The sequence below is a fragment of the Microbacterium paraoxydans genome (assembly GCF_020524545.1).
Taxonomy (GTDB): domain Bacteria; phylum Actinomycetota; class Actinomycetes; order Actinomycetales; family Microbacteriaceae; genus Microbacterium; species Microbacterium paraoxydans_C.
The window spans coordinates 363,460-382,754 of sequence record NZ_JAIVLG010000001.1 but is presented as its reverse complement, the minus strand read 5'-3'; the positions used below and the strand labels follow the sequence as shown (position 1 = coordinate 382,754).

The window sequence follows — 19,295 nt, the reverse complement described above, 5'->3', positions numbered from 1 at the left end:
AGCGGAGGAGACGGAGGCGCGGACCTCAGCCCGCGTCGGTGACCGTCGGCTTTCCGCCCAGATAGAGGGCGGCCAGCGTCGGGTCGGCGAGAAGCTCGGAGGCCGGCCCCGAGATGTGTACGCGACCGAGATCGAGCACGCATCCGATGTCGGCGGTCTCAAGCGCCCGTCGTGCGTTCTGCTCGACCAGCAGCACGGCGGTGCCGGCGTCTCGCATGCGCACGATCTGCTCGAAGACCTTCTCGGTGGTCTTGGGATCGAGTCCCATCGAAGGCTCGTCCAGGAGCACGACCTTGGGGCTCACCATGAGCGACCGCGCGAACTCGACCTGCTTCTGCTGGCCTCCGGAGAGGAGACCGGCGAGTTGCTTCCACCGCTCCCCCACGATCGGGAAGAGGTTCTGGACGAACTCGACCCGCTCCTGGATCGCCGACTGGTCCTTCAGGGTGAACGCGCCGAGCATGACGTTCTCGCCGACCGTCATCTCGCGGAAGACGCTGTGGCCCTGCAGCACGTGGGCGAGGCCGTGGCGCAGCATCGACTGCGGCCCCTCGCCGGTGATGTCGCGGCCGTCTACCTCGATCTTCCCCGAGCGCGGCTTGAGCATGCCGCTCGCGACCTTCAGGACCGTCGACTTGCCGGCACCGTTGGGCCCCACGAGGCACACCACGGAGCCGGGCGGCACCTCGACGGTGAGGCCGCGGAGCACCAGCGCCGCCCGGCCGTAGCCGGCCTCGATGTCGCGCAGCTCGAGCAGGTTCTTCGCTTCAGACTCCAAGGTAGGCCTCCAGGACTCGGGGGTCTTGCTGGATGATCGCGGGCGTTCCCTCGGCGATCTGCCGTCCCCGGTCGAACACCACGACGTGATCGCACAGGCTCATGACCATCTCCATGTTGTGCTCGACGATGATGAAGGTCTTGCCCTCGTCGTTGAGTTCGCGCACGAGGGTCGCGATGCGCCCGATGAGGGCGGGGTTCACGCCTCCGGCGGGCTCGTCGAGCATGATCGTGTCGGGTTCGCCCATCAGCACGCCCGCCAGCTCCAGGAGCTTCTGCTGGCCGTAGCTGAGATTGCGGGCCTCGGCGTGCTCCAGATGATCGATGCCCACGCGCCGCAGCCACCCGCGCGCGCGTTCGAGCTCATCCGGATCGTGGGCCGAGCGCAGCTGCTGGCGGATGCTCGTGCTGCGCACCGCGACCAGCAGGTTCTCCATCACCGTCATGCGCGGGAACACCCGGCACAGCTGGAAGCTGCGCCCGATGCCGGCGCGGGCGATGCGGTCGGGCGACTTGCGGGTGATCGTCTGCCCTCGGTAGCGCACCTCTCCCGAGTCCGGCTTGATCATCCCGGTCACGCAGTTGAAGAAGGTGGTCTTGCCGGAGCCGTTGGGCCCGATCAGACCGTTGACCTTGCCCTCTCGGAACGTGACGGTCGCGCCGTCGACGGCGGTCACTCCGCCGAACGACTTGGTCATCTCGACGGTGCTCAGGCTCTCAAGAGTGGTGGGCTGTGCCGTGGGGGCGTTCATGACGACGTCTCCTTCGTCGAGGCATCGGCTGTTCGGTTCGCGTTCTGCTCCAGCAGCTCGCCGGCGGTGATCTCCCGGATCGACGCCTGGCTCGATGACCGCGTGAACAGTGCCTTCACGGCGGGGATCACGCCGTCGGGCATGAAGAGCACGACGACGCCGAGGAGGATGCCGGTCGCGATGAGGTGGAACTGCGTGTCGCCGAACTCGAGCTTGAAGTACTCGAGGGCGACGCCGACCACGACCGCTCCGAGGAGCGGGCCGAAGAGATTCCGCACCCCGCCGAGCAGCGCCATGAGCACCATGTACGAGCCGATGAGGATCGAGAACTGGAAGATCGGATCCAGGTCACCGAACCACAGGGCGTACAGCCCACCTCCGAGCGCCACGAACAGGGCCGAGAGCACGTAGGCGATCAGCTTGTACCGCGTGGTCGGCACCCCGAGCGACTGCGCTTTGTCCTCGTCCTCGCGGATCGATTTGAGCGCCGTGCCGAACTTGGAGCGGTCGATGATCCACCACACCAGGAGCGCGAAGGCCAGCAGTCCGGCGAACAGGTAGTAGAAGATGCGGTGGTGCTCCGGTCGCAGGACGTCGAACGGCCGCGGCACGTTGAGCCCTTCCGAACCGCCCGTGACATCGCGCCAGCTCTGGAACACCAGCAGCATGATCAGCACGAACGCGATCGAGACGATCACGAAGGAGGCGCCACGGACGCGAAGGGCGGCGATGCCGATGGGGATCGCGACGATCGCGACGACCACGGCTGCGACGATCCAGGCGAGGAAACCGGGGAGGTCGAGGAACTTGATCAGCAGCCCGGTGCCGTAGGCGCCGAGACCGAAGTAGGCGGCGTGCCCGAGCGAGATGTAGCCCGTGAACCCGCCCATGAAGTTCCACCCCGTCGACAGCACGGCGTAGTTGAGGATCACGACGCCGGCCGACAGGATGTACGGGTTCGGCGCGATGGCGGGGAAGGAGAGGACGAGGGCCGCTCCGACGACGAGGAGGACGAGTCCGACCCACATCGTCGACCTGCGGCGCACGGGCGCGGGCGGCGCGATCACGACCGTCTCGGTCGGGATCGGCTCTCTGCTAGAAACGCTGGGCAAGACGACCTCCGAAGAATCCTTGCGGACGGAACATGAGCGTGGCGAACAGCGCGACGTAGAACACCGTCTGCGCCCAGGTCGGCCCCAGCGGGAGCTGGAGCAGGCTCTGCGCCACCCCGAGGACGAGCGCCGCGATCGCGGCACCGGGGATGCTCCCGAGTCCGCCGACCACGATGATCGCCATGAGCGGCCCGATCCAGTGCCAGTGCAGCGAGGGGTAGATCGTGGCGTCGAGCGAGAGCGCCGTGCCGCCGATGGCCGCCGTCGCGAGTCCCAGCCCGAATCCGTAGCCCGCGACGCGATCGGTGTTGATGCCGACCAGGCGCGCGGCCTCCGGGTGCTGGATCGTGGCCCGCAGCGCCTGCCCGAACTTCGTGTACTTGAGCAGGACGAACAGGAGCGCCAGCGCCACGGCGGCGAGGCCGAAGGCGATGAGCTTGACGACGGGGACCTGTGCGCCGAAGACCTCGAGGCTCGCGCTGGCGTACGGCAGCGGGATGCGCCGCTGGGTGCCGGTGAAGAAGAACCCGAGCGCGCCCTCGATGATGAGCGCCACCGCGAAGGTCAGCAGCACCGACATCATGGTCAGGGTCAACGGCTTGAGCCTCGAGACCAGCAGCCGCTGCATCACGACGCCGGTCACGAAGAACAGCGGGACCGTGACGATGAGCGACACGAGCGGGTCGATGCCGGTCTCCCGGTTGAACCACCACGCGAGGTAGGCGGCCAGGATGAGGAAGGCCGAGTGCGCGATCATGACCACGCGCATGATCCCGAAGTACAGCGTGAGCCCGGCCGCCAGGAGGGCGTAGAGCCCTCCCAGCAGGACACCGAGGATCAGGCTTTGCAGCAGCAGTGCTCCACTCACGATGTGCGGATCACCACGTCGGCTTCGGGTACAGGAACTCGGCTTCCTTGACGTCCTCGGGGAGGACGATCAGGATCTCGCCGTCGATCCACTGCTGGATGAGGTGTGCACCCGTGGGCTTGCCCGTCTCGTCCCAGCTGAGTTCGCCGACGACGGTCTCGACGGAGTTGTCGCGCAGCCAGTCGATGAGCTCCTGCTGGCACTCGCCCTGCTCTGCGCAGCCCACCGCCTCGACCGCGGCCGCGACGACCTGCCCGGTCGTGTAGGCGTTCGCCTCGTCCTCCGACGGCGGGTTGCCGTGCACCTCGGTGTACTTCTCGACGAACTCGATGTTGCTCGGGAACTGCGACTTCGGCGAGTAGCCGGTGGGAGCGAGGATGCCCTCGGTCGCTCCGCCGATCGCGGCCGCGAACTCGGGGTTCGTCGGGGCCGTGGAGAACGCGGCGAGCTCGGGCTGATAGTTCAGCTGCTGCAGCGCGATGATGAGGTTCACCGCATCCTGATACTGCGTGCCGCCGATCACGATGTCGGCGTCCGACTGGGCGATCTTCGCGGCGATCGTGGAGAAGTCTGTGGTGTTGGGCGGGTAGACCTCGTCGACGAGGATCTCGACGCCGGCTTCCTCGAGCTTGTCACGCAGACCGTACGCGGTGCCCTGGGCGAAGGGATCGTCCATCGCGGCGACCGCTGCCGTCGCGGGCCGCTGATCGTCGGGGAGGGCGAGCAGGTAGTCCGCGAGGTTGTTGTAGTGGTCGTTGGCGATGGCCGGGGCGGCGTAGAAGAGGTTGTCGAAGCCCTGGGTGAAGACCTCCTCGGCGGCACCGGCCGGCTCCACGAACAGCATCCCGTACTCCTGGGCGACACGCGCCGAGGGGACGACGAGTCGGGTGGAGAACGGGCCGAACACGAGGTCGACGCCGTCCTGCGCGATCAGCGACTCGTAGTCGGAGACGACGCGGTCGGCGTTGGACTGGTCGTCGAGGATCTTCAGCTCGACCTGGCGGCCGAGGAGTCCGCCGTTCTCATTGACGATGTCGCGCCACGCCTCATAGCCGCGCTCGACGCCCTTGCCCGGCTCGGAGAAGTCCCCCGTGAGGGGCAGGGAGATGCCGATGACGATCGGATCGTCGGAGCCACCCCCCTCCGCCTGATCGCCCGTGGCCGAGCAGGCCGAAACCGTGAGCGCGGCGATCGAGAGTGTTCCGATCGCTGCAGCGATCCGTCGACCGTGTCTGGGTGCAGTCATCCGAGTCTCCTACGTCATCGTAGCGAAAGCGCTTTCGTAAGCGCTTCCGCCACTATAGTGGGGTCGAAGAACGAAGAGCAACCTACTTCGCAATCCGCGTCGATCTTGCTCCACAGGGGGAGGTCTCGTGAAGCGTGATGTCGCGCCACGACTCATCGACGTGGCCGAAGCCGCGGGGGTGTCCCTCGCGAGTGCGTCACGGGCGATGACCGGCGGATCGGGCATCTCCTCGGAGGTCGCCGCGCACGTGCGGTCGGTCGCTCAGCGCCTCGGCTACGAGCCCAACCTGCACGCGCGAGGACTCGCCGGCGGGCTCGTCCCGACGATCGGACTGGTCGTGCACGAGATCGGCGACCCCTACTTCTCCGATATCGCCAGCGGGGTGATCCGCAGCGCGACCCTCGAGAACCGATCGGTGCAGATCGCTCAGGCCGATCGCACTCCCGACAGCGAACTCGCGCAGGTGAAGTCGCTGCTTCGCCAGCGCATCGGCTCCATCATCATCGCGGGCTCGGGGTACGCGGATCCCCGCCGGGAGCTCGGCATGACCGAAGCGCTGCTGGACTTCACCCTGGCCGGAGGACGCGCCGCCGTCATCGGGCGCCACCATGTCCCCGTCGACGCGGTGCTCCCCGACAACCACCGCGCGGGGGTCTCGGTGGGGCGCCACCTCGCCGAGCTGGGGCACCGCAGGATCGGCGTCGTCGCCGGCCCCCTCGATCTCAACACGGTCGCCGACCGCATCGCCGGGCTGCGCGAAGGAACGGCTGACACCGATGTCGAGCTCACCGTGGTGTCGCGGGAGTTCACCCGCGAAGGGGGCATCGCGGGAGCCCGCGAACTGCTCCAGCGGGACCTCACCGCGATCGTGGGCCTGAACGACGCCATGGCCATCGGCATCCTCAGCGAGCTGCGCCAGCACAGCATCCGCGTGCCCGAGGAGATGTCGGTCGTCGGATTCGACGACATCGCGGTCGCCGCCGACGTGGCCCCCGCCCTCACCACGGCGCGGATCCCCATGGTCGAGATGGGCCAGCACGCCGTGTCGCTCATCCTCCGTCCGGCCAGCGACGAGGCACGGACGATCACGACCGCGCACGAGCTCATCATCCGTCAGTCGTCCGGACCCCCGCGGGTCTGACTCCCCCGTCGCTCCCGTCACGACACGACGGCTTACGAGCCCGGTCGGGCCGTCGTATCGCGACAGGAACGTCGAGGAAGGGTCCTCAGGAGCTCCCGGTGGTCGAGGACTCGAGCTTCGCCATGACCTGGTTGATGGTGAACGACGCCGATTCCTGACGCGCGGGGAATTCAGCCAGCGACTGCAGCATCCGCGCCACGTACGCCTGCGCGGGGATCATCAGGAACACGTGCTCGAGCACCCAGTCCCAATAGGTGTTCGAGGTGATGTCCGCCCGCTCGAAGGGGTCGGTGCGCAGGTTGAACAGCTTCGGGAACCGCAGCTCGACGTAGGGCTCCTGCCAGATGCGCAGGGTTCCCGTCGCCCGCTGCTCCAGGAACACGAGCTTCCAGTTCTCGAAGCGCAGGGCTGTGAGGTCGCCGTCGTCCGAGACGTAGAAGAAGTGCCGACGCGGACTCCGATCGACGGCACCGGTGATGTAGTCGAGCTGGTTGTGGCCGTCGAGATGCACCTTGTACTCCGTGCCGTGCAGTGCGGCACCCGACTTCAGCCGTTCCGCGATGTCGTCGTCGCCGACGGCCGCGAGCAGGGTCACGAACCAGTCGTTGTGACTCACGATCCCGTTGAGCGTCGTCCCGGCGGGGATGTGTCCCGGCCAGCGGACCATCGCGGGCACACGGTAGGCCCCCTCCCAGTTCGAGTTCTTCTCGTTCCGGAACGGCGTCATGCCGGCATCCGGCCAGCTGTTCATATGCGGGCCGTTGTCGGTGGAGTACATCACGATCGTGTTCTCGGCCAGCCCGAGCTCATCGAGCAGATCGAGCAGGCTGCCCACGACGCCGTCATGATCGATCATCGTGTCGTGGTACTCCGACTGCCAGCGTCCGGCCTGCCCCTTGCTCTCCTCCTTGGTGTGGGTGCGGAAATGCATGTGGGTGGAGTTGAACCAGACGAAGAAGGGGGTGTCGTCGTCGGCCTGCTGGCGGATGAAGTCCGCCGCGGCGTCGCGGAATTCCTCGTCGACGGTCTCCATGCGCTTCTTGGTCAGCGGACCGGTGTCCTCGATGCGCTGAGTGCCGTCCTCGTTCGCCCAGGAATGGATGACGCCCCGCGGACGGAACCGCTCGCTGAAGCCGGGGAACTCCTCGTCCGTCGGATAGTCCGGGTGCTCGGGCTCCTCTTCCGCATTGAGGTGATACAGGTTGCCGAAGAACTCGTCGAAGCCGTGCGCGGTGGGCAGGTACTCGTCTCGATCCCCGAGATGGTTCTTGCCGAACTGCCCCGTGGCGTAGCCGTGGTGCTTGAGCGCGTCCGCGATCGTGGGGTCTTCGGGCTGAAGACCCAGCTTCGCGCCCGGCATCCCGACCTTGGTGAGCCCGGTGCGATAGGGGTTCTGTCCGGTGATGAAGGCCGCACGACCCGCCGTGCAGCTCTGCTCGCCGTAGTAGTCGGTGAACTTCACGCCCTCGTCGGCGATCCGATCGATGTTCGGCGTCCGATAGCCCATCAGGCCGTCGGAGTACGTGCTCAGGTTGCTGATGCCGATGTCATCGCCCCAGATGATGAGGATGTTGGGCTTGTCGGCCATGCGTGACTCCTTGCTTCAACCGGTGAGAGGGGGCGGATGCCCTCGGTCGAAGCCAAACAGGTTCCCGGGTCGAAACCCAGGACGCCTCACTCGGAGCGGGTGAGGCGGAACCCGATGTGCGACATCCCCGTGTCCTCGGCCTGCGGCGAGCGCGCGGCGGGCCGGAACCGCAGGCAGTAGTCCGGTGAGCACAGGTGGGATCCGCCTTTGAGCACGCGACGGGGGATGCCGGGGAAGCCCTCCTGCGCGCTGGCGGCGGCGAGGAGGTTCGTCCGCTTGCCCGCATCGACCGGGGTGTCGGAGAGCCGGAGGTGCCGCGGGGTGTAGAAATCGGTGGTCCACTCCCACACGTTGGCGATCATGTCGTAGAGCCCGTAGCCGTTCGGCGGGTATGAGCCGACGGGTGCCGTGCCTCCGACGCCCTGGTTGTCGTAGGGGAAACGACCCAGCCACGAGTTCGCCTGGGCGACCCCGTCCGGATACGGCTCGTCCCCCCACGCGAACGCTGCGCCTTCCAGGCCGCCGCGCGCGGCGTACTCGTGCTCGGCCTCGGTGGGCAAGCGCATCCCGACCCAGTCGGCGTACGCCACGGCGTCCTCGAACGCGACGTGCACGACAGGATGCTGCATCCGGTCGTCGATCGACGAGTCCGGGCCGAACGGCCGACGCCAGAAGGCTCCAGGCTGCCAGCGCCACCAATTGCGCCAATTCCCCAGATCGGTCGGCCCGGACGTCGGCGTGAAGACCATCGCGCCGGGGACGAGAGCGGCGGGATCGGCGCCGGGGAACGCCGCCGGATCGAGCTCCCGCTCGGCGACGGTCACGTAGCCCGTCTCGTCCACGAACTCGGCGTATTGCGCGTTCGTCACCTGATAGCGATCGATGAAGAACGAGGCGACCTCGCGCTCGTGCACCGGGCGCTCGTCCGGGTAGAAGTCATCGGACCCCATCAGGAACGTACCGCCCGGGATGCGGACCATGTCGCGCGAGTTCGTCACGTGACTCAGCGTAGTGTCCTGGTCTTCCTCGTTGCAGGGGCGGTTGCCGGAGATGGCCCCGTGACGGATCGTCTGTCGGACGGGAGAATGGAGACATGTCCGCGAGATCCCGCCGGCCGCTGCTCACGTCGGTGCGCCGCCTGCTGCACACCGATCCCTCGGCCGTCGCGGCCACCGAGGCGATGCCCGTCATCGACGAACGCACGGTTCCGCGGGTGCTGGACCTTGCGACGCGTATCGGCGAGTCGATGTTCGCGGTCGGAGCCTCCGCACATGAGGTGACGCTCGCGATCATCCGCGTGTGCGACGCCTACGGGATGAAAGGCGTCCAGGTCGACGTCACCTACAACTCGATCACCGTGTCGTTCCACCTGAGCGGCGAGGTCTGGCCGGAGACGCTGGTCCGAGTGGTGCGGGTGACGGCTCCGGACCACGCGAAGCTCCAGCGGGTGCAGGCTCTCGTCGCGGACATCGACGACGGACTCGACCTCGAATCCGCACGCTCGACGTTCCGGGCCATCCGACGGGTCCCCTTCCGCTATCAGCAGCCGGTGGTCATCGTCGCGCGGGCGCTGCTCGCCGTCGGCGTGAGCATCATGCTCGGGGCCTCCCCGCTCATCGTCGCCCTCACCTTCGTCGCGGCTCTCTGCGCGGCCTTGACCCAGGCGGCTCTCGCCAGGGTCCGAGTCCCGCTGTTCTTCAGCCAGATCGCCGGCGGCTTCGTGACGACCGGGGTGGCGGTCGTCGTATCGGCGCTCGGCGCCGCCGGGCTCGAACCCTTCGTCGGCATCCGCCCGTCCATCATCGTGGCCTCGGGCATCGTCCTGATGCTCGCCGGACTGACCGTCGTCGGCGCGGCGCAGGACGCGATCGACGGCTTCGCGCTCACCGCCGGCGGACGCATCCTCGACCTCACGATGCAGACGCTCGGCGTCGTGATCGGGATCCTCGTCGGCCTCGAGCTGGGCAGCGTCCTCGGCTTCGCGATGGGACTCCCGGATGACCCCGCCCCGTTCGGCCCGCTGCTGAATCAGTTCGCCGGTGCGATCATCGTCGCCATCGCCGTCGCCGTGTTCAACGGCGCCGGTATCCGGATCATCCTGGTGAGCGCACTGCTCAGCGCCGTCACGCTCGCGGGCTACTCGGCATCCATCGCCCTGAACCTGCATCCCGCGGCGGCGAGCGCAGTCGGCGCTCTGCTGGCGAGCTTCCTCGGCATGCTGATCGCCCGCAACCTGCACGTGCCGTCCGTCGCGGTGACGACCGCGGCGATCGTCCCTCTCGTCCCCGGTGTAGCCGTGTTCCAGGGTCTGCTCGAGATGGTGCATGCGGCCGGCACCTCGACCGGGATGCTGTATGCCGGCGGATCGCTCATCGATGCCGCCGTGATCGGCGTCGGTCTCGCCTCCGGCGCCTCCCTCGGCCTCTACCTGGGCACCCCGGTGCGCGCGACGCTCTCGAGCGTCGCGAAGACGCGCGCCCGCGTGCGCCGCTGACCCATCGGCGCTCGAGGACCCGAACCGCCCCGGCTGCGCGTCACGCGCCTTCCGTGGTGCTGTCCGCGCTCGGCGGGCGGGGCGAGGTCGTGGCACGGATGCGGTCGGTGATGTACGAGACGACGGTTCCGGACGTGACGCCGATGATCGCGATGCCGCCCATCATGAGCAGGACGGCGAAGAAGCGCCCGAGAACGGTCACGGGGTAGACATCGCCGTAGCCCACGGTCGCCAACGTGACGCAGGCCCACCACACCGCCTCGCCGAAGCTCGTGATCGTCGCATCCGGCGCATCGCGCTCCACCTGCAAGGTCGACAGCGAGATGAAATAGACGAATACGACCGAGTAGGCGACGGCGTAGGCGATGATCTCCGTCCTGACGACTGCTCCGGTCTTGTGATGGAAGTACGGCGCCTGTCGGATGAGGTCGACCACCCTGACCGCTCGGAAGACCGGGAGGAGCACGGCCAGCAACTCGAGCGGATGCCGCCAGAGGTACTCCCACCGGGCGCCTCTCGGGGTGACGACGATGCGCACGATGTAGTCGGCGGCGAACGCGAACCAGGTCAGAATCGCCGCGGCCCCGGCGACGAAGCGCAGGAGCGGAGGCAGATCGACCCCGATGACGTACACCGAGAAGCCGACGATGAAGATGACCCCGAGCACGAGAAGGGGGATGCTGACCGCGCGGTTCCACCTGTCGAGCGGGTCGCGGTCAGGAGGCTTCGGTGACCCACGGCGCATGCGTGCAGCGCCTCTACCCGAGTTGGTCGAGGACGAGCTCTCCCCGGGCATTCAGGTGTTCCATCATGCGCTCGATCCGCTTCGAGTCGATCGCCGGCATCTCCGCCCGGTCGAACGCGAGGCTCAGCGGGATGCTCGGATGCATCCAGATCGTGAGCCGGCCGGCGGGATTCTTCTCCTCCGGCAGCCAGGTCATCATGAAGCTCTCATGGCGGCGAAGCTTCGTCCCGATGACGATCTTCAGATGCGCCAGCGTCTCGTCATCGACCTCGATCGGAGGACGAGAGCTGTTGTACTCGAGGGTTCCCATGACCTGAGACTACTCGCGTCGGCCGACACCGATCGTCCGGCGCGGTCAGGGCACCGGAACGGTCTGCTCGGCGAGCCGCAGCCACGTCTCCACGACCGTGTCGGGGTTGAGCGACATCGACTCGATGCCCTGCGCGACCAGCCACTCGGCGAGATCGGGATGGTCGCTCGGACCCTGGCCGCAGATTCCGACGTACTTCTCCGCACGGCGGCACGCCTCGATGGCCATCGAGAGCATGCGGAGGACGGCAGGGTCGCGTTCGTCGAACGTCGAGGCGACCAGTCCGGAGTCGCGATCGAGTCCGAGCGTGAGCTGGGTCATGTCGTTCGACCCGATCGAGAAACCGTCGAAGTGCTCGAGGAACTCATCGGCGAGCACAGCGTTGGAGGGAAGCTCGCACATCATGATCACGCGCAGCCCGTCCTCACCGCGCCGCAGCCCGTTCTCGCTCAGGAGTTCGGTCACGGCCGCCGCTTCCCCCAGGGTGCGCACGAACGGGACCATGATCTCGACATTGGTGAGGCCCATCTCGTCACGCACGAACCGCAGCGCCTCGCACTCCATGTCGAAACAGGCGCGGAAGTCCGGGGAGATGTACCGCGAGGCCCCGCGGTAGCCGAGCATCGGATTCTCCTCCTCCGGCTCGTAGAGCTCCCCGCCGATGAGGTTCGCGTACTCGTTGGACTTGAAGTCGCTCAACCGCACGATGACGGGTTCGGGCGCGAAGGCCGCCGCGATCATCGACACGCCCTCTGCCACGCGCCGCACGAAGTACTCGCGGGGGGATTCGTACGCCGCGATGCGCGCAGAGATGTCGGCGCGCAGGGGCGCCGGCAGCGTCTCGTGGTCGAGGAGCGCGCGCGGGTGGATGCCGATCTGGCGGTTGATGACGAACTCGAGCCGTGCGAGCCCGACGCCGCGGTTGGGCAGCTTCGCGAAGGCGAACGCCTGATCGGGCGTTCCCACGTTGAGCATGATCTTCGTGGGACTCTCCGGCATCTCATCCAGACGCGTGACGATCTCCTCGAACCCCAGGACGCCCTCGTAGACGAAGCCGTTGTCCCCTTCCGCGCAGGACACGGTGACCTGCTGCCCGTCGAGAAGGACCGCGGTCGCGTCACCGGTGCCCACGACCGCGGGGATGCCCAGCTCGCGCGCGATGATCGCGGCATGACAGGTACGCCCACCGCGATTCGTGACGATGGCGGAAGCGAGCTTCATGATCGGCTCCCAGTCCGGGTCGGTCATGTCGGCGACGAGCACGTCGCCGGGCTGGAAGGCGTCCATCTGTGCGAGCGAGGTCATCACCCGCACCGGTCCGGCTCCGACCTTCTGCCCGATCGCACGCCCGACGGTGACCACCGTGCCCGGCTCCTCGAGCACGAAGCGCCGCATCTCCTTGCCGTCTGCACGGGAGACCACGGTCTCCGGTCGGGCCTGAAGGATGTACAGACGTCCGTCGATGCCATCCTTGCCCCACTCGATGTCCATCGGGCGGCCGTAGTGCTCCTCGATGACCAGAGCCTGCCGTCCGAGCTCCTCCACCTCGGCATCCGTGATGCTGAAGCGGGCGCGTTCGGCGGTGGCGACGTCGGTGAAGACGGTGCTCGCGCCCGCATGCGTGCCGTCGGCGTAGACCATCTTCACGGCCTTCTCGCCGACGGAGCGCTTGAGGATCGCCGGCCGCCCCGCACGCAGCGCGGGCTTGTAGGCGTAGAACTCGTCCGGGTTGACCGCGCCCTGCACGACCGCCTCGCCCAGACCGTAGGAGCTCGTGATGAACACCGCACGGTCGAACCCGGATTCGGTGTCGACCGTGAACAGCACGCCGGAGGCCCCGACATCGGAGCGGACCATGCGCTGGACCCCCGCGGACAGCGCCACGTCATGGTGGTCGAACCCGTGGTGCACGCGGTAGGCGATCGCCCGATCGTTGTAGAGCGATGCGAAGACACTGCGGATCGCGGCGAGGATGTTGTCGATCCCGCTGATGTTGAGGAACGTCTCCTGTTGGCCGGCGAAAGAGGCATCGGGAAGATCCTCCGCCGTCGCGCTCGATCGCACCGCCCAGGAGACGGAGGCAGGCTCCGGATCGGAGTCGACCAGCGTGGCGTACGCCGCGCGGATGTCCTGTTCGAACGCCGCCGGGAGCGGCTGCTGTTCGATCCACTCGCGCACGGTGGCGCCGACCCGGGCGAGCTCGGCGACATCCGCGACGTCGAGGGCCTCGACGGCGGTTCGGATGCGTTCGTACAGTCCGCCGGCGGCCAGGAAGTCCCGGTAGGCGTCGGCCGTGGTCGCGAAGCCGCCGGGCACGCTCACCCCGGCGCCGGAGAGGTTCGAGACCATCTCGCCCAGCGAGGCGTTCTTGCCTCCGACCTGGGCGACGTCGGCCATGCCGATCTGCGTGAACCAGAGGATGTTCGTCATGGGATCTCCAGAGAGTGGGGCTTCGTGTGCGATGGGGTGGAGGCCGCGATCAACTGCGCAGTCGCATGGACTGCATGATCACGGCGGACATCTCCTCCACGGATTTCGTGGAGGAGTTGAGGAAGGGGACGCGGTTGCGGCGGTAGAGGTCCTCCGCGCGGCGGATCTCGAGCGTGCACTGGGCGAGGCTGGAGTACACCGTGTCCGGCCGCCGCTCGTGACGCACCTGGCTCAGCCGGAGCGGAGTCGTCGTCAGCCCGAAGCACTTGCTCGCGAACCGTTCGACCATCGCGGGAAGACCGTCGGAGGGGAAGTCGTCATCCGTGAGCGGGTAGTTCGCCACCAGCAGGCCGTACTGCAGTGCCAGGTACATGGTCGTCGGGGTCTTCCCGCAACGGGAGGGCGCGATGATGATCACGTCCGCGATGTCGAGTGCCCGCATGCTCTGGCCGTCGTCGTGCTCGATCGCGTACTCGACCGCGCGCATCCGGGCGAAGTAGCGCTCCATGTCGCCGACGCCGTGATACTGGCCGAGCTGCTCGGAGGCGGCGCTCCCGAGCGAGACTTCCAGCTCCCGCAGGTGCCCGCCAAGGAGATCGATCACGACAGCGCCCGATCCGTGGAACTCCGCGAGGATCCGCGCGGACTTCACGGTGGCGAAGACGATCGGGACAGCGCCGGCGGGGCTGATCCGAAGATCCCCGATCACGGCGCGCGCACCGTCCACCGAGTCGACGAAGGGCACGGTGTGGCGGCGGAACCGCGCGCCGGGAAAGTTGGCCAGCAGGGCGTTGCCGAGGGTCTCCGCGGTGATGCCGGTGCTGTCCGACACGAAGTACGCGTCACGGACGTCGGTGCCGGAATCGTCGCCGAGCACGCCGACGGGGAGCGGGGGCGACGCAGGCTGACGGGTCGAAGGCTCGGACACGTTCCTGAGCTTAGGAAAGTACTGCGCTTCGTCACCTACCGATTCGGAGAAAGAAGCGGCGAATTTACCCGTGGAACAAGCTGCGTCTCCAGCGTGCGGAATACCCCCAATGGGTATATCGTTATGGTGATCAGATACCCGGTAGGGGTACTTCCAGACAAGGAGCTGCGATGACGACGAACGAGTACAAGGTCACAGGGATGACGTGCGGGCACTGCGAGATGTCGGTCCGTGAGGAAGTCGCCGAGGTTGCCGGCGTCGACGGGATCCGGGTCAGTGCGCAGACGGGAACGCTCGTCGTCACGAGCTCCGAGGGCGTGGACGACGCCCAGATCCTCGCTGCCGTGACGGAAGCGGGGTACTCCGCCGTGCGGACGGCGTGAACACCGACGACCTGGGCGCGGCCTCCCGCTGAGCGCGCCGAACCACGATCAGGAGAAGGATAGGACCATGAGTACATCAGCACTTCCGAGCATGGGATCGGGCATCGAGCTCGAGATCGGCGGGATGACGTGCGCTTCCTGCGCCATGCGCATCGAGAAGAAGCTGAACAAGCTCGACGGCGTCGTGGCCACCGTCAACTACGCGACGGAGAAGGCGAGCATCTCGGTCCCGGACGACTACGACGCCGCCCTCCTGATCGCCGAGGTGGAGAAGACGGGGTACTCCGCCGTCGTGGCCGCACCCCGAGGGAAGAAGAAGGAAGCCGGAGCGGACGCCCACGCCGGTGACACGGATCCGGAGCTGCTCTCCCTCCGCAACCGCTTGATCGGCGCGGTCGTGCTGACGGTGCCGGTGATCGCCATGGCGATGATCCCCGCACTGCAGTTCACGTACTGGCAGTGGGCCTCGCTCACCCTCGCCGCCCCGGTGATCGTCTGGGCGGGCTGGCCCTTCCACAAGGCCGCGTGGACGAACCTGCGCCACGGAGCGGCGACGATGGACACGCTCATCTCGATGGGCACCTCGGCCGCCTTCCTGTGGTCGCTGTACGCCCTCTTCTTCGGCTCAGCGGGCATGCCGGGCATGACGCACCCCTTCGAATTCGCACTGGCCCCCTCCGACGGGGCGGCGAACATCTACCTCGAGGTGGGTGCCGGCGTGACGATGTTCGTCCTGGCGGGACGCTACTTCGAGAAGCGGTCGAAGAGGCAGGCCGGTGCGGCTCTGCGCGCGCTCCTCGAACTCGGCGCGAAGGAGGTCGCTGTGCTGCGCGGCGGCATGGAGGCGAGGATCCCGGTCGAAGACCTTCGGGTGGGCGACGAGTTCATCGTGCGGCCGGGCGAGAAGATCGCGACCGACGGCGTCGTGGTCTCCGGGACGTCGGCCGTGGACGCCTCCATGCTCACCGGTGAGTCCGTCCCGGTCGAGGTGACGCCGGGCGACCGCGTCACCGGAGCCACCACGAACGCCGGCGGGCGGCTCGTGGTCCGGGCGACCCGGATCGGCGCGGATACCCAGCTGGCACAGATGGCCACGCTCGTCGAGGAGGCGCAGACCGGGAAGGCGGAGGTGCAGCGGCTCGCCGACCGGATCTCCGGGGTGTTCGTGCCGATCGTGATCGTGATCGCTCTCGTCACCCTCGGCGGCTGGCTCGTTGCGGGGTTCCCGGTCGCCGCGGCTTTCACGGCGGCGGTGGCGGTCCTCGTGATCGCGTGCCCGTGCGCGCTGGGACTCGCCACGCCCACGGCACTTCTGGTCGGCACCGGGCGAGGGGCGCAGATGGGCGTGCTCATCAAGGGGCCGGAGGTGCTCGAATCCACTCGCAAGGTCGACACCGTCCTGCTCGACAAGACCGGAACGGTGACCACCGGCAGGATGACCCTCGTCGACGTCGTCGTCGAGCCCGGCACCGACCGGGCGACCCTGCTGCGGCTGGCCGGGGCGGTGGAGGATGCCTCGGAGCACCCGATCGCACAGGCGATCGCCGCGGGCGCGACCAGGGAGGTCGGGGCGCTGCCCACGCCGGAGGGCTTCGCGAACCTCGAGGGACGGGGCGTGCACGGCGTCGTCGACGGGCACGCCGTGCTGGTCGGACGCGAATCGCTCTTCGCCGAGTGGTCGCAGACGCTGAGTCCCGACCTGGCTTCGGCGAAGGCGCGCGCCGAGGGCGAGGGCAGGACCGTCGTCGCCGCGGGCTGGGACGGACGCGCACGCGGCCTCCTCGTCGTCGCGGACACGATCAAGCCGAGCAGCGCCGAGGCGATCGCCCGGTTCCGGGAGCTCGGGCTGACTCCCGTTCTGCTCACCGGTGACAACGAGACCGTGGCACGGCGGATCGCGACCGAGGTGGGCATCGAGGACGTCATCGCGGAAGTCCTCCCCAAAGACAAGGTCGACGTGGTCGTCCGGCTGCAGCGCGAGGGCAAGACCGTGGCGATGATCGGCGACGGCGTCAACGACGCCCCCGCCCTCGCCCAGGCCGACCTCGGACTCGCGATGGGCACGGGCGCGGACGTCGCCATCGAGGCATCGGACATCACGCTCGTGCGCGGTGATCTGCGCAGTGCGGTCGATGCGATCCGCCTGTCGCGGAAGACGCTGGCCACGATCAGGACCAACCTCTTCTGGGCCTTCGCCTACAACGTCGCCGCCATCCCGGTCGCAGCGCTCGGCATGCTCAACCCGATGCTCGCCGGCGCGGCGATGGCGCTCTCCAGCGTCTTCGTCGTCGGCAACAGCCTGCGCCTGCGCGGCTTCACGAGCGTCACGCGACGAGGACGCGCGGGCCGAGGATCCCGACCCGCTCTGAGGAAGGAAAACGCATGAACGACCAGCACGCGCACCACGACGCACAGGCTCCCGCCGCCGAGCACGCAGGTCACGAGGCCGACGGCGGCCACACGGAACACGGCGGTCACACGGGGCACGGCGGTCACGCGGAGCACGGCGATCACGTCGGGCGGTTCCGCCGTCTGTTCTGGATCAACCTCGTCATCGCGGTGCCCGTGGTGGCGTTCTCTCCGATGTTCGCGATGCTTCTCGGCTACGACGTTCCGGGCTGGGCGCGGCTCATAGCCCCGGTGCTGGGCACCGTCATGTACGTGTGGGGCGGATGGCCGTTCCTCACCGGAGCCGTCAGCGAGCTCCGGACACGCACACCGGGGATGATGCTGCTCATCGGGCTCGCCATCACGGTAGCTTTCCTCGCCTCCTGGGGCGCGACGCTCGGGGTGCTCCACCACGAACTCGAGTTCTGGTGGGAGCTGGCGCTGCTCATCGTCATCATGCTCCTCGGCCATTGGATCGAGATGCGCTCGCTCGCGCAGACGACGTCGGCACTCGACTCGCTCGCCGCCCTGCTGCCCGACGAGGCCGAGCGCGTCGAGGGCGAGACGGTCGTCACGGTCTCCCCCGCTGACCTGGCCGTCGGTGATGTCGTCGTCGTCCGTCCCGGCGGGAGCGTCCCGGCCGACGGCAGCATCGTCGACGGAACCGCCGCGATGGATGAGTCCATGGTCACGGGGGAATCACGTCCGGTCACACGGACGACGGGCGACACCGTCACCGCGGGCACCGTCGCCACCGACTCCGGTCTTCGGGTGGAGATCACCGCCACCGGCGACGACACCGCCCTCGCCGGCATCCAGCGGCTCGTGACGGAGGCGCAGAACTCCTCGTCGCGTGCGCAGCGCATCGCCGATCGCGCCGCCGCACTGCTCTTCTGGTTCGCTCTGCTGTCCGCCGCCCTCACCGCCGTGGTGTGGACGCTGGTGGGGAATCCGGATGCCGCCGTGGTGCGCAGCATCACCGTGCTGGTCATCGCCTGCCCCCATGCGCTCGGTCTCGCCATCCCCCTCGTCGTATCCATCGCCACCGAGCGGGCCGCGCGCGGCGGCGTGCTGATCAAAGACCGACTCGCCCTGGAGAGCATGCGCACGGTCGACGCCGTCCTCTTCGACAAGACGGGCACACTGACCAAGGGCGCTCCGACGGTCACGGCGGTCGAGACCGCCGGTGAGGTGGATGCCGATCGGCTGCTCGTCCTCGCCGCCTCCGCCGAGGCGGACAGTGAGCATCCCCTGGCCCGGGCGATCGTGCGGGCGGCTGAGGAGAAGAACCTCACGCTCGCCTCCGCGTCCGGCTTCGCCTCCTCCCCGGCGGTGGGAGTCACGGCGAGCGTCGACGGCGCAGAGGTCCGTGTCGGCGGCCCGAAGCTCCTCGACGAGATCGGCGGACAGGAGATCGCCGCCGCGGACGAATGGCGCGGGGAAGGCGCCATCATCCTTCACGTCGTCCTCGACGGGCGCGTGGTCGGCGGGCTGCGACTCGCCGACGAGGTGCGCCCCGAGTCGCGGGAGGCCGTGGATGCCCTTCACCGCCTGGGCGTCGAGGTCGTCATGATCACCGGTGATGCTCAGGCCGTCGCCGAGTCGGTGGCGGCTGAGCTCGGCATCGATCGGGTCTTCGCCGGGGTGCGCCCCGAGGACAAGTCCGCGAAGGTCGCGGAGCTGCAACGCGAGGGCAAGAAGGTGGCGATGGTCGGCGACGGCGTGAACGATGCGCCGGCTCTGTCGCAGGCCGACGTCGGGATCGCCATCGGCGCGGGGACCGATGTCGCCATCGCCTCCGCCGGCGTGATCCTCGCAAGTTCCGATCCCCGCTCGGTGATCTCGGTGATCGAGCTGTCCCGCGCCACGTATCGCAAGATGAAGCAGAACCTGTGGTGGGCTGCGGGCTACAACCTCATCTCGGTCCCGCTCGCCGCCGGCGTCCTGGCACCGATCGGATTCATCCTGCCGATGTCGGTCGGAGCGATCCTGATGTCCCTGTCGACCGTCGTGGTCGCGCTGAACGCGCAGTTGCTGCGCCGGATCGACCTCGCCCCCGACGCCCATACCCGGTCCGTCGGCGACCGCTGATCCGGCGGGCCGAGCACCCCGACACGCCCGGCGAAGACGGCC

General features: G+C 68.2%; 16 protein-coding genes. 5 read left to right on the top strand and 11 right to left on the bottom strand.

From position 1 onward, the window contains the following. Window positions 1-25: 25 nt before the first annotated feature. From LC041_RS01825 to LC041_RS01805, 5 genes are read right to left on the bottom strand one after another with little or no spacing between them, the layout of a single operon-like run. Window positions 26-778, bottom strand: coding sequence for an ABC transporter ATP-binding protein (locus LC041_RS01825; RefSeq protein ID WP_226531269.1), 753 nt, complete (start codon window positions 776-778; stop codon window positions 26-28). Further along, a complete protein-coding gene (locus LC041_RS01820; RefSeq protein WP_226531268.1) occupies window positions 768-1,529 on the bottom strand; it encodes an ABC transporter ATP-binding protein in 762 nt (253 codons plus the stop codon). The genes LC041_RS01825 and LC041_RS01820 overlap by 11 nt, the downstream gene beginning before the upstream one ends. Next, the gene (locus LC041_RS01815; RefSeq protein ID WP_226531267.1) at window positions 1,526-2,641 is read right to left on the bottom strand and encodes a branched-chain amino acid ABC transporter permease; all 1,116 of its coding nucleotides are present in this window, start codon (window positions 2,639-2,641) and stop codon (window positions 1,526-1,528) included. The genes LC041_RS01820 and LC041_RS01815 overlap by 4 nt, the downstream gene beginning before the upstream one ends. Further along, window positions 2,625-3,509: a branched-chain amino acid ABC transporter permease gene (locus tag LC041_RS01810; protein WP_226531266.1), complete on the bottom strand. Its 885-nt coding sequence runs from the start codon at window positions 3,507-3,509 to the stop codon at window positions 2,625-2,627. Before LC041_RS01810 ends, LC041_RS01815 begins: the two co-directional genes overlap by 17 nt. A 10-nt stretch (window positions 3,510-3,519) precedes the next feature. Continuing rightward, window positions 3,520-4,755 carry an amino acid ABC transporter substrate-binding protein gene (locus tag LC041_RS01805; RefSeq protein ID WP_226531265.1) on the bottom strand — a complete coding sequence of 412 codons (1,236 nt, stop codon included), beginning with the start codon at window positions 4,753-4,755 and terminating at the stop codon, window positions 3,520-3,522. 127 nt (window positions 4,756-4,882) lie between these two features. On the opposite strand from LC041_RS01805, the gene LC041_RS01800 reads away from it, so the two are divergent. After that, a complete protein-coding gene (locus LC041_RS01800; protein WP_226531264.1) occupies window positions 4,883-5,896 on the top strand; it encodes a LacI family DNA-binding transcriptional regulator in 1,014 nt (337 codons plus the stop codon). A gap of 85 nt (window positions 5,897-5,981) precedes the next feature. On the opposite strand, the gene LC041_RS01795 is transcribed toward LC041_RS01800, so the two are convergent. Together LC041_RS01795 and LC041_RS01790 are read right to left on the bottom strand one after the other, a co-directional pair. After that, window positions 5,982-7,484 (bottom strand): arylsulfatase, encoded by a 1,503-nt coding sequence (locus LC041_RS01795; protein ID WP_226531263.1) that lies wholly within the window; start codon window positions 7,482-7,484, stop codon window positions 5,982-5,984. Between the two features lie 86 nt (window positions 7,485-7,570). Further along, a complete protein-coding gene (locus tag LC041_RS01790; RefSeq protein ID WP_226531789.1) occupies window positions 7,571-8,464 on the bottom strand; it encodes a formylglycine-generating enzyme family protein in 894 nt (297 codons plus the stop codon). Between the two features lie 113 nt (window positions 8,465-8,577). On the opposite strand from LC041_RS01790, the gene LC041_RS01785 reads away from it, so the two are divergent. Next, the gene (locus LC041_RS01785; RefSeq protein ID WP_226531262.1) at window positions 8,578-9,978 is read left to right on the top strand and encodes a threonine/serine exporter family protein; all 1,401 of its coding nucleotides are present in this window, start codon (window positions 8,578-8,580) and stop codon (window positions 9,976-9,978) included. Between the two features lie 40 nt (window positions 9,979-10,018). Here LC041_RS01785 and LC041_RS01780 read toward each other — a convergent pair whose 3' ends face one another. Genes LC041_RS01780 through LC041_RS01765 form a run of 4 tightly spaced genes read right to left on the bottom strand, consistent with a single transcriptional unit; the run spans window position 10,019 to window position 14,340 of the window. After that, a complete protein-coding gene (locus tag LC041_RS01780; RefSeq protein WP_226531261.1) occupies window positions 10,019-10,723 on the bottom strand; it encodes a potassium channel family protein in 705 nt (234 codons plus the stop codon). A 13-nt stretch (window positions 10,724-10,736) separates the two neighbouring features. After that, window positions 10,737-11,033, bottom strand: a complete 297-nt coding sequence (locus tag LC041_RS01775) for a DUF7882 family protein (RefSeq protein ID WP_226531260.1) — start codon at window positions 11,031-11,033, stop codon at window positions 10,737-10,739. 45 nt (window positions 11,034-11,078) lie between these two features. After that, window positions 11,079-13,463 carry a phosphoenolpyruvate synthase gene (ppsA, locus tag LC041_RS01770; RefSeq protein WP_226531259.1) on the bottom strand — a complete coding sequence of 795 codons (2,385 nt, stop codon included), beginning with the start codon at window positions 13,461-13,463 and terminating at the stop codon, window positions 11,079-11,081. A gap of 49 nt (window positions 13,464-13,512) precedes the next feature. After that, complete coding sequence (locus LC041_RS01765; RefSeq protein WP_226531788.1) at window positions 13,513-14,340, bottom strand: pyruvate, water dikinase regulatory protein; 828 nt, start codon at window positions 14,338-14,340, stop codon at window positions 13,513-13,515. Window positions 14,341-14,561: 221 nt separating this feature from the next. Here LC041_RS01765 and LC041_RS01760 point away from each other — a divergent pair, with 221 nt between their 5' ends. From LC041_RS01760 to LC041_RS01750, 3 genes are all read left to right on the top strand, one after another. Continuing rightward, window positions 14,562-14,774 (top strand): heavy-metal-associated domain-containing protein, encoded by a 213-nt coding sequence (locus LC041_RS01760; RefSeq protein ID WP_226531258.1) that lies wholly within the window; start codon window positions 14,562-14,564, stop codon window positions 14,772-14,774. A 67-nt stretch (window positions 14,775-14,841) separates the two neighbouring features. Next, the gene (locus tag LC041_RS01755) at window positions 14,842-17,160 is read left to right on the top strand and encodes a heavy metal translocating P-type ATPase (RefSeq protein ID WP_226531257.1); all 2,319 of its coding nucleotides are present in this window, start codon (window positions 14,842-14,844) and stop codon (window positions 17,158-17,160) included. Further along, window positions 17,157-19,253, top strand: a complete 2,097-nt coding sequence (locus LC041_RS01750; RefSeq protein ID WP_226531256.1) for a heavy metal translocating P-type ATPase — start codon at window positions 17,157-17,159, stop codon at window positions 19,251-19,253. Before LC041_RS01755 ends, LC041_RS01750 begins: the two co-directional genes overlap by 4 nt. Window positions 19,254-19,295: the final 42 nt, after the last annotated feature.